Here is an 8,444-nt window from a genome sequence, read left to right as displayed (position 1 = left end):
GACGGGCGTTCCATCGCCTTCGCACCAGAAGTCCTGGCTCCAGTTCCACCCGGCGAACCGCCAGAGGTCCTCGCCGTCGTTGTCGAAGTTGTTCGACCCGAGCGTCCGGCCGACGGTCTCATCCTCCAGCCGATTGTCGAACCAGGCGTAGCCGGCCGCCGAGGCGCGGGCCACGGCCGCCGAATTGGTCTCCTCGCTGTAGTCCACCAGCAAGATCAGCAGCCGGCCGTCCCGCTTGGCTTCTGAGATAGGCCGCCACGGGGCCTTCAGCACATCCCCCGTCATTGGACCGCCCGCGTCCGGCCGGTGGGGCGGGCGCCGTCCGCCTCCAGGGCCGCCAGCGCGGCCTCGACGCGGGCCAGCCGCCGGGCGCAGGCGTCGCAGGGATGCCCGTCCTCGACCATGTGCCGGCGGATGTCCCGCAGGATGGTGGCGGCGACATATTCGGCGTCCTCGACGCAGAGGGTGTAGCCCACCTCGACGAAGACCCCGCCGGCGCCGTCGTCCTCGCAGAACGCGACGGCCGCCGTCCGGCCCGTGGCGAAATCCAGGGCGGAGGCCATGTCGGACGCCGTCTTGAACGTCGTGTCGATCCGGACGGGGTTCATGCCGCGCCCCCAGCGTTTAAACGATCCTCGGCGGCCGGCGGGGCGGCCAGGGGCGCGGGCGTCGTCACCTTTCGCAACAGGAGCCCGCCGAGACTGACGTGGTGTTGAAGGCTCTCGGACAGGGCCGCCCGCTCCAGCGGCAGCGGGCGGTACCACTCGAAGCCCTCGGCCATGGTCTGATCGAAGACGCGGTACATGCTCGACTGCATCGTGCCCTTGCACAGGGGCGTGGCCCGGCAGGCGACGAACATGGGCGTCGTGCCCTCGTCGCGGTCGCGGGTGACGATGTGGCCGCGGCACGCGGCGCACACATAGATGTTGAGGTCGCCCTTCATGCCGCCCTCCGGATCGCCACGGCGGTGGCGTGGGCCCAGCCGATCGCCTCGCGGTCGATGAGGCCGTTCTCGTCGGGCGGGGCCTGTTCGGCGTGCCAGCGCACCAGGTCGGCCCAGGTGGTGAAGCCGTCGAGCCGGGCCAGCTTCGCCTGGTGCTCGGCGGCCTGGGGCGCGCCCTGTTCGGCGGCGTTGAACAGCCGCCAGAGCCTGTCTCCGAGGGGCGTGAAGCTGGGGTTCAGCACGCGGACCACGCCGCGTTCGGCGAAGAGGACGCGGGCACGGAACACGCACTCGCCGATGGCGAACTTGGGCTTGGCCCGGCCCTCCAGCATCTGGACTTCCTCGCCGATGCGGGCGTGGCGCTTCCTGCCGGCGATCCGCAGGGTGAAGGGCTTGTCCCCGCGCAGGATCGCGTCGTGGTGGCGTTTCTCGAAGGCGTAGGCGACCATTCAGGCTCTCTCCATCATGCGGGCCAGGGCGGCCCTCTGCTTCAGAACGGCGGGCGTCAGGCTGGCCGCCGCGCGCTGGCGGCTGACGTGGGCCTGGGCCGGATCGGGGGCCTGCGCGCCCAGGCCGAAGGCGCGCTCGCGGCCCTCCTTCCAGGCGGCGACGGCGCTGCGCCGCCAGACCACGCGCCCGCGCCGGCCGGGCGGCGGGTAGCGGAACGGGGCCGGGAAGGCGCAGAAGGCGGGGTGGGCGGGATCGCACCAGTGACGCCACGCCTTGCGCAGGGTGTCGTAGTGGACGCCGGCCTCGGCCGCGGCGGCGTGCAGGTCGAGGACGTCGGCGGCGGCGGCGGCGGCGGCGAGGCTCACGGATCGAACCCTAGGGCGCGGCCGATCATCACGACCAGCCCGGCGACGGCCGGGGCGACGACGCTGGCGGCGGCCAGCAGCCAGAGGGGGGAGCGCATCAGCTCGCCTCCTTCCAGTCGGGGTGAACGGGGCGGCCCGGATCGAGCCGGTAGAGGGCGCCGTACAGGAGCTGGTCCTGTTGCAGGCCGCTCAGCTCGGGCTCGCCGATGACGGCGACGCCCAGCAGGTCGCCGGTGTCGTCCAGCGCCAGGCGGACGCCGGCGCCGGAGAAGTCGTGGGTGACGACCGTGGCGGCGGCGGTGGACAGGGGCCGGCCGGCGCGCAGCGCGTGCAGGCGGTCGGCGAGGTAGGCCACGGCCTCGAACCGCTCGGGTTCGGCCTCGCCCGGCCGGAAGAGGCGGCAGGGATGGCGCATCAGAGCGCCCCCGCCTTGGCCAGCACGATCAGGACGCCGGCCAGGAAGCCCGTGGCGGCGACGACCTTGTAGACCAGCGGCACGAGCCGCAGCGGCTCAGCCGGCGGCGGGACCGGGGCGAACGCGCCGGCCGGATCGCAGCCGTCTCGATGGGTGTTGGACGACATGAGGCCTCCCACGTGGAACGCGGTTCACCGCGCAACATGGAAGTTATGGATGGATAATTCGTCGTCCACGTCAACGTCCATGTGGACTGGACGAATGATCCATAGCGCAGCGCCGCGCGCTCGGGCCCACTCGCGGCATGAGGATGCCGAGGGCCGTGATCCTGGGGTTTGTCGTCGTGGGGGCGATTTCGCTGGTGCTGACGCTCGCCCGAGCGTTTCAGTGAGGCGCGGGGCCGGCCGCTAGATCAGGGCCGGCCGCCAGACCGCGTGGAGCGCCTTCACCTTGGTGGCGTCGATCTTCTGCTCGGTGGGCGGGTGGTACTGGCCGAGCAGGACCATGGTGCTGGCCCGGCCGCCGTAACGGCGCACGGTCGCCCCTCCATCCTTGTATTCGACGAGGCAATCTTCGCCCTTTGCGGGCGGGACGCCGTAGCGGATCGGCACCAGCTCTCCGTCGAAATACCGAGGCTCCATGACGTCGCCGATGATGCGGACGTACATGAGTTCGCCCGCGCCCGACCAGTAGGGCGGGGGCTCGCGCCACTCCAGCACGTGGTCTTCGCCCAGGGAAATCTGGTCGAGCGTATCCTTGGCCAGGTAGCCGAAGACCGGCACGCGACGGCCGGTTGCGGCGCGGCGTGAGCCGATCAGGCGCGTCTCCGCCGCGACGACGGTCAGCTTCTCGCCGAAGAACTCCTCGATCTTGACGACCTCGGCCGCTTGGACGTTCCGCAGGCCCTTGATCGTCTTGGTGAGAGACGAGGGGTCCAGGTCCAGGTGACGGGCGAGATCGGCCTGGGTGCGGTTGGACGCCTTGAGGCGGCCGGGAATGTCCTTGAGTTCCATCGGCCCGAAGATGGAGAAAATTTCCACTCCATGTCGTTGACGCGTCGGGCGAAGCACTTGAGGCATTGATATGGACGATATTTCCAGATGGAAGTTCCATAGATATGCCCCAGGAAACCCCGGCGGCCAAGGCCATTCGACTTCTCGGCGCGAAGCGGATCGCCGCGACCTGTGATCTCACCACGGACGCGGTGTGGAAGTGGGCCAACCAGGGCGCGGGCCGGGTCCCGTCGAAGCACCAGCCCGCCGTGCTGCGTCTGGCGCAGGACAAGGGCGTTCCGCTCTCCGCCGCCGACCTGATCGGTGTCGCGTGATGACCCCCGCCGAACGCCAACGCTGGCGCGGGATGTGGGCGGCGCTGGTGCGGTCGTCGATCATCCCCGACCCCGAGGCGCTGGCGCGGCTGGCGCCCGAGGCGCGGTCGTGGGCCAGCCCGCTGACCAGCCGGAGCCAGAGCTACGCCCTCTTCGCGTTCCGGGACCTGGCGTACGCCTTCGTCCAGGCCGGGGCGGCGGAGAAGCGGGCGGTCGCCGACGTGCTGAGCGACCTGGCGCGGCTGGCCGACCGCTATCTGGCCGAGCAGGGCCCGCCGCAGAACGGGCTGCCGTTCCGCGCCGACCTGGACGGATAGGCGCATGTGGCGGGGGGGATCGTCGGAGATCGTGCGCCGCCGATGGGGGCACACCGAGGCGCGGGCGCGGGCGGCCTGGGTGCTGGCGGCCGACCTGGCCGCCGACGCCATGGGCGCGGACATGCGCAAGGTGGTGCAGCACCACACGGGCGGCCGGGGCCGGACGGTGGACGACCGGACGGCGCAGGCGCGCAAGCTGGCCTGCTACCTTGGGAGCGTGACGGCCGACGTGGCGCCGGAGCGGCTGGGGCAGGCCTCGGGCCTGAACCGGGCGACGATCCACAAGCATTGCCGCTGGGTCGAGGATCAGCGCGACCGGCCGGAATTCGACGCCCTGGTGCAGAAGCTGGAGGCGGTGCTGATCGGCATGTGCGCCCGCGTCGTGCTGGCGAACCTGGCCGAGCTGGAGGAGGGCGAGGCTTGAGCGCGCCCCCGAACCCCTCGCAGCCGGCCGGGCCGGCGCCGGCCGACCTCGCACGGGAAGCGCACGACTTCGCCGCGCTGGGCTGGCACGTGTTCCCGCTGCAACCGGGGCAGAAGAAGCCGTACGGCTTCACGACGGGGCTGCGCGCCGCGTCGGCCGACGTGGAGGTGGTGAGCGGATGGTGGGCGGGCCGCCGGAGCCTGCCGCTGCGGCCGCCCAAGTCGCCGGACGAGCGGATGCCCCGCGCCGTGGTTCCCCAGCCGCGGTCGAACATCGGCCTGCGGACGGGCGCGCCCAGCGGGGTGTGGACGTTCGACATCGACGGCGCGGCGGGGATCGCGAGCCTGCTGGCCCTGACCGAGGCGCATGGCCGCCTGCCGCCGACGGTTCGGATGCACACGGGCGGGGGCGGGGGGCAACTCTTCTTCCAGTGGCCGGGCGTGCTGCCCTGGGGCGCGGAGATCCGCAACAGCGCCAGCAAGGCGGCGCTGGGGGCGCACCTGGATGTGCGCGGGGAGGGCGGATACACCATCCTGCCGCCGTCGCTGCACCCCAGCGGGAACCTGTATCGCTGGGCCGAGGGATGCGCGCCGTGGGAATGCGAGGTGGCGCGCGCGCCGTGGTGGCTGCTGCGGCTGGTGGCGCCGCCGCCGGCGCCGGCCCCGACGCATACCCATGAACGCCCGAAGGATCGGGCGGGCGGCGCGATGGGCGGGGGGCTGGGCTACGCCAAGGGCGCCCTGGCCAACGCGTGCGAGGAGATCGCGCGGGCCGCGCCGGGGACGCACAACGTCACCTTCCACCGCAACGCCTATGGGATCGGCCGGCTGGTGGCGGCCGGCGCCCTGGACAGGGAGGCGGCCAAGCGGGCGCTGATCGACGCCGGGATGCGGATGGCGGGCGCGAAGACCGCCTATGGCGACCAGTACGCCGCGAAGATGGTGGACCACGCGTTCCGCCGGGCCGAGGCGAACCCGCGCCAGCTCCCCAGCGGGGACGGTGGGCGGGGTGGCGCATGAGCAAGCGCCTGCGCCTGACCCGCGCCGCGCGGGCGCAGATCGCGGCCATCCGCGAGGTGCTGCGGCCCTGGGGGCTGCAATCCGAGATCGTGAACGAGGGGCCGCATCCGGGGCTGAAGATCACGGGGCCGCGCGGCGGCGTCTGGCGCCTGCTGGTGGCGTCGTCGCCCAGGGACGAGGGGGACGCGGTGCAGACCGCCGCCCAGAAGGCGCAGCGCCTGGTGCGCGAGATCAACGGGAGGCTCGGGCTTTGAGCGAGCGTTTAAACGCCTGCCCGGGGGGGGTGACGTGGCCCGGCTCCGCGCGTGGCTGGAGCACGTGGCGCAGACGGCCATCGACTGGCTCGACGACCTCGACGCGGCGGACGCCGACCGCGAGGACGACGAGCTGGGCGACGATGCGGCGTGGGGGTGAAACATGAATGCGCCCGTTCGCCCGCTGCTGCGCTACCTGGGGAGTAAGTGGCGTCTTGCGCCTCAGATCGTCGCCGAACTGCCTCCTCACGGCCTTTACATTGAAGCGTTCGGTGGGAGCGCGGCCGTGCTGGCGCACAAGCCGCGGTGCAACTCCGAGATCTGGAATGATCTCGACGGGGAGGTGGTGAACCTCTTTCAAGTACTGCGCTCGCCGGCATCGGGGGACCGCCTCCTCGAGCTGCTGGCCCTGACACCCTACGCGCGGGCCGAGCATGAGCTTTCCTATGAGGCCGTCGACGATCCAGTCGAGCGCGCCCGGCGTCTGCTGGTGCGTAGCCACATGGGGCACGGGAACAACGGAACCCAGACGCATCTGCGCAACGGCTGGCGGGTGGACGGGGTGACCAACACGAACGATGTTGCGGGCCAATGGGCGAAGTTTCCCGATAGCCTCAGAGTTTGGATTGACCGCCTACGCGGCGTGCAGATTGAGCGCCGGCCGGCCGTAGATCTGATCGAGAAATTCAGCGTCGCCGGCGCGCTTCTGTACCTTGATCCGCCATACGTGCCCGAGACGCGCAGCGCGTCCGTCCGTTGGTCGACCGGCAAGTGCGCCTACGCGCATGAGATGACGCTGGCCGACCATGAAGCGTTGCTCGAGCTGGTGCTGCGGTCGCCGGCGATGATTGTTCTCAGTGGCTACGGATCGGATCTCTACGACACCGCCCTGAAGGGCTGGCGCCGGGTCACGATCAAGGCGCGAGCGCACGGCAACAAACCCCGCCTTGAGGTGCTTTGGATCAATCCGGCCGCGTCCGCCGCGAGCGGAGGCCTCTTTCAGTGACCAAGCATAACCCCCTGGCCGACCCCATCGCCGGCGCCCTGGCGGCCGAGGCCGACGACCTGGATGACCTGCGCGAGCTTTCGCGGCAGGACCCGCAGCCGGGGTTCACCATGGCGGTGACGGACGCGTTCGGCCGGATGCTCGACCCCGAGGTGCCGCCGGGGAAATGGCTCGACTACGCCGACCGGCAGACGGGCCTGCCGCCCATGTGCCCGGTGATCCCGCTGGGAAAGAACGAGGACGTTTACTTCTTCCTGAACACCCTGGGCGCCATCGAATGCTTCAAGGCGTCCAGCTCGGGCAAGGGGCCGATCGGCAGCATCTTCGCCGGCCGCAGCCGCTATCTGGAATGGGCGTGGCCCCGGTTCGGCAAGGCGGCCAAGGGGATGCCGCCGCCCGTGACCGGGTGGGACGCGGACGACGCGCGGCAGGCCCTGCAGGACGCGTGCGCGTTCGTGGGCGTGTTCGACGACGGCGACCGGGTGCGCGGGCGCGGCGCGTGGCAGGACGTGGACGGCGGGCTGATCTATCACGCCGGGGACCGCGTGCTGTTCCGCGGCCGGTGGCTCCCGCCCGGCCGGCACGGCGAGTGGGTGTTTCCGGCCCGGCCGCCGATGCCCCGGCCGGCCCCCGACCGGATGCGGTCGGGCGACTATGGCGCCGGGCGCGAGCTGCTGGACCTGTTGGAGACGTGGAACTGGCGGCGGCCGGGGACCGACCCGCGCCTGCTGCTGGGCTGGGTCTGCATGGCCATGCTGTCGGGCGCCCTGGCGTGGCGCTCGGCGGTGTACCTGACCGGCGAGCGGGGGTGCGGCAAGTCGAGCCTTCAGGAGGTGCTGGGCAATGTGCTGGGCCGGGCGCTGTTCAAGAGCGTGAACACGACGGGGCCGGGCATCTATACGAAGCTCAGGCACGACTGCACGCCGGTGTGGATCGACGAGCTGGAGGCGCAGAGCGACAACAACCTTCAGAAGGTGCTGGCGATCATCGAGCTGGTGCGCACGGCCAGTTCGGGCGGGAGCATCAACCGGGGGACGCAGGAAGGCACGTCGCGCGAGTATCAGTGCCGCAGCCCGTTCATCGCCAGCTCGATCAACATCCCGCCCATGCGGCCCCAGGACCAGAGCCGGTTCGCGATCCTGCAATTGCAGCCGTTCCCCGACACGCCCGAGGGCGAGGAGCCGAAGGATCTCGAATTCGACGTGGGGAACCTGGAGCGGATCGGCGCCCAGCTCCTGCGGCGCATGGTGGACGGATGGGCGCGGTGGCCGCGGGTGCTGAAGGCGTTTCGCCACGCGCTCATCAAGGTGGGCCACGATCCGCGCGGGGCCGACCAGTTCGGCGGCCTGATCGCGGCCGAGCACATCGCCATGAGCGACGCGGACCCGACCGAAGCCGAGCTGGAGGCGTGGGCGGCGGCGCTGGCCCCGTCGGCGCGGTCGGAGACGGCGAACCGCACCGAGGACTGGCGCGACTGCCTCCGCCACCTGATGGACGTGACGCCCGAGCACCTGAAGAACCGCACGGGGACGCACACCAGCATCGGCGGCGTGCTGGCCAACGGGCTTCGAACCCATCCAGGGATCACGCCGAACCTGGACGACTGCGAGAAGGCCTGCGCCGGCGCCGGGCTGGCGCTGAGCTGGGCCAAGGGCGAGGCCAAGGTGTGGGAGACGGCGCGGCTGTTCGTGCCCGGATCGCACCCCGAGGTGCGCAAGCTGTTCGCCGGCACCACGTGGGCCGGCGTGGCCGGGGCGACGGGCGTGTGGGCCACCACGCTGCAACGGGCGCCGCCGGACGTGGCCTGGACGGGCGAATGCGGGAAGGGCCTCGACAAGAAGCGGTGGGGCGTGTTCGTGCGCCTCGCGGCGGCGTTCCCCGACGACGGGACGGGGGACGAGGACTAGAACTTCGTCTGGAGCTG

The 8,444-nt window shown here is 71.5% G+C and carries 16 protein-coding genes; 8 read left to right on the top strand and 8 right to left on the bottom strand.

Annotated features, from left to right (window positions below; all coding sequences use genetic code 11):
* The 8 genes from ABS78_RS09735 to ABS78_RS09700 form a co-directional block, all read right to left on the bottom strand.
* The coding region (locus ABS78_RS09735; protein WP_293377786.1) for a hypothetical protein at positions 1-285 on the bottom strand (285 nt) is incomplete at its 3' end.
* On the bottom strand, positions 282-608 hold the full coding sequence (locus ABS78_RS09730; RefSeq protein WP_293377783.1) for a hypothetical protein: 327 nt from the start codon (positions 606-608) through the stop codon (positions 282-284). The genes ABS78_RS09735 and ABS78_RS09730, both read right to left, overlap by 4 nt.
* Positions 605-943: a hypothetical protein gene (locus ABS78_RS09725; RefSeq protein ID WP_293377780.1), complete on the bottom strand. Its 339-nt coding sequence runs from the start codon at positions 941-943 to the stop codon at positions 605-607. The genes ABS78_RS09730 and ABS78_RS09725 overlap by 4 nt, the downstream gene beginning before the upstream one ends.
* Positions 940-1,392: a hypothetical protein gene (locus ABS78_RS09720; protein ID WP_293377777.1), complete on the bottom strand. Its 453-nt coding sequence runs from the start codon at positions 1,390-1,392 to the stop codon at positions 940-942. The genes ABS78_RS09725 and ABS78_RS09720 overlap by 4 nt, the downstream gene beginning before the upstream one ends.
* Positions 1,393-1,758 carry a hypothetical protein gene (locus ABS78_RS09715; protein WP_293377774.1) on the bottom strand — a complete coding sequence of 122 codons (366 nt, stop codon included), beginning with the start codon at positions 1,756-1,758 and terminating at the stop codon, positions 1,393-1,395.
* Between the two features lie 97 nt (positions 1,759-1,855).
* Positions 1,856-2,173, bottom strand: a complete 318-nt coding sequence (locus ABS78_RS09710) for a hypothetical protein (RefSeq protein WP_293377771.1) — start codon at positions 2,171-2,173, stop codon at positions 1,856-1,858.
* Complete coding sequence (locus ABS78_RS09705; RefSeq protein WP_293377768.1) at positions 2,173-2,340, bottom strand: hypothetical protein; 168 nt, start codon at positions 2,338-2,340, stop codon at positions 2,173-2,175. Before ABS78_RS09705 ends, ABS78_RS09710 begins: the two co-directional genes overlap by 1 nt.
* A 240-nt stretch (positions 2,341-2,580) precedes the next feature.
* Complete coding sequence (locus ABS78_RS09700; protein ID WP_293377763.1) at positions 2,581-3,213, bottom strand: helix-turn-helix domain-containing protein; 633 nt, start codon at positions 3,211-3,213, stop codon at positions 2,581-2,583.
* 77 nt (positions 3,214-3,290) lie between these two features.
* Here ABS78_RS09700 and ABS78_RS09695 point away from each other — a divergent pair, with 77 nt between their 5' ends.
* From ABS78_RS09695 to ABS78_RS09660, 8 genes are read left to right on the top strand one after another with little or no spacing between them, the layout of a single operon-like run.
* Positions 3,291-3,500, top strand: a complete 210-nt coding sequence (locus ABS78_RS09695) for a hypothetical protein (RefSeq protein WP_293377760.1) — start codon at positions 3,291-3,293, stop codon at positions 3,498-3,500.
* Entirely contained in the window at positions 3,500-3,817 is a 318-nt protein-coding gene (locus ABS78_RS09690; protein ID WP_293377757.1) for a hypothetical protein, read from the top strand. The genes ABS78_RS09695 and ABS78_RS09690 overlap by 1 nt, the downstream gene beginning before the upstream one ends.
* Before the next feature lie 4 nt (positions 3,818-3,821).
* Positions 3,822-4,241: a hypothetical protein gene (locus ABS78_RS09685; RefSeq protein WP_293377754.1), complete on the top strand. Its 420-nt coding sequence runs from the start codon at positions 3,822-3,824 to the stop codon at positions 4,239-4,241.
* Positions 4,238-5,260 (top strand): bifunctional DNA primase/polymerase, encoded by a 1,023-nt coding sequence (locus ABS78_RS09680; RefSeq protein WP_293377752.1) that lies wholly within the window; start codon positions 4,238-4,240, stop codon positions 5,258-5,260. Before ABS78_RS09685 ends, ABS78_RS09680 begins: the two co-directional genes overlap by 4 nt.
* On the top strand, positions 5,257-5,514 hold the full coding sequence (locus tag ABS78_RS09675) for a hypothetical protein (RefSeq protein ID WP_293377749.1): 258 nt from the start codon (positions 5,257-5,259) through the stop codon (positions 5,512-5,514). The genes ABS78_RS09680 and ABS78_RS09675 overlap by 4 nt, the downstream gene beginning before the upstream one ends.
* A gap of 34 nt (positions 5,515-5,548) precedes the next feature.
* On the top strand, positions 5,549-5,674 hold the full coding sequence (locus ABS78_RS09670; RefSeq protein WP_293377746.1) for a hypothetical protein: 126 nt from the start codon (positions 5,549-5,551) through the stop codon (positions 5,672-5,674).
* Between the two features lie 3 nt (positions 5,675-5,677).
* Positions 5,678-6,520 (top strand): DNA adenine methylase, encoded by an 843-nt coding sequence (locus ABS78_RS09665; protein ID WP_293377743.1) that lies wholly within the window; start codon positions 5,678-5,680, stop codon positions 6,518-6,520.
* The gene (locus ABS78_RS09660) at positions 6,517-8,427 is read left to right on the top strand and encodes a hypothetical protein (RefSeq protein ID WP_293377740.1); all 1,911 of its coding nucleotides are present in this window, start codon (positions 6,517-6,519) and stop codon (positions 8,425-8,427) included. Before ABS78_RS09665 ends, ABS78_RS09660 begins: the two co-directional genes overlap by 4 nt.
* The last annotated feature ends 17 nt before the right edge of the window (positions 8,428-8,444 follow it).

It is taken from the genome of Phenylobacterium sp. SCN 70-31, from assembly GCF_001724605.1.
Lineage (GTDB): Bacteria > Pseudomonadota > Alphaproteobacteria > Caulobacterales > Caulobacteraceae > Phenylobacterium.
The sequence above is the reverse complement of the archived record's forward strand: the minus strand, read 5'-3'. Positions and strand labels throughout refer to the sequence as shown.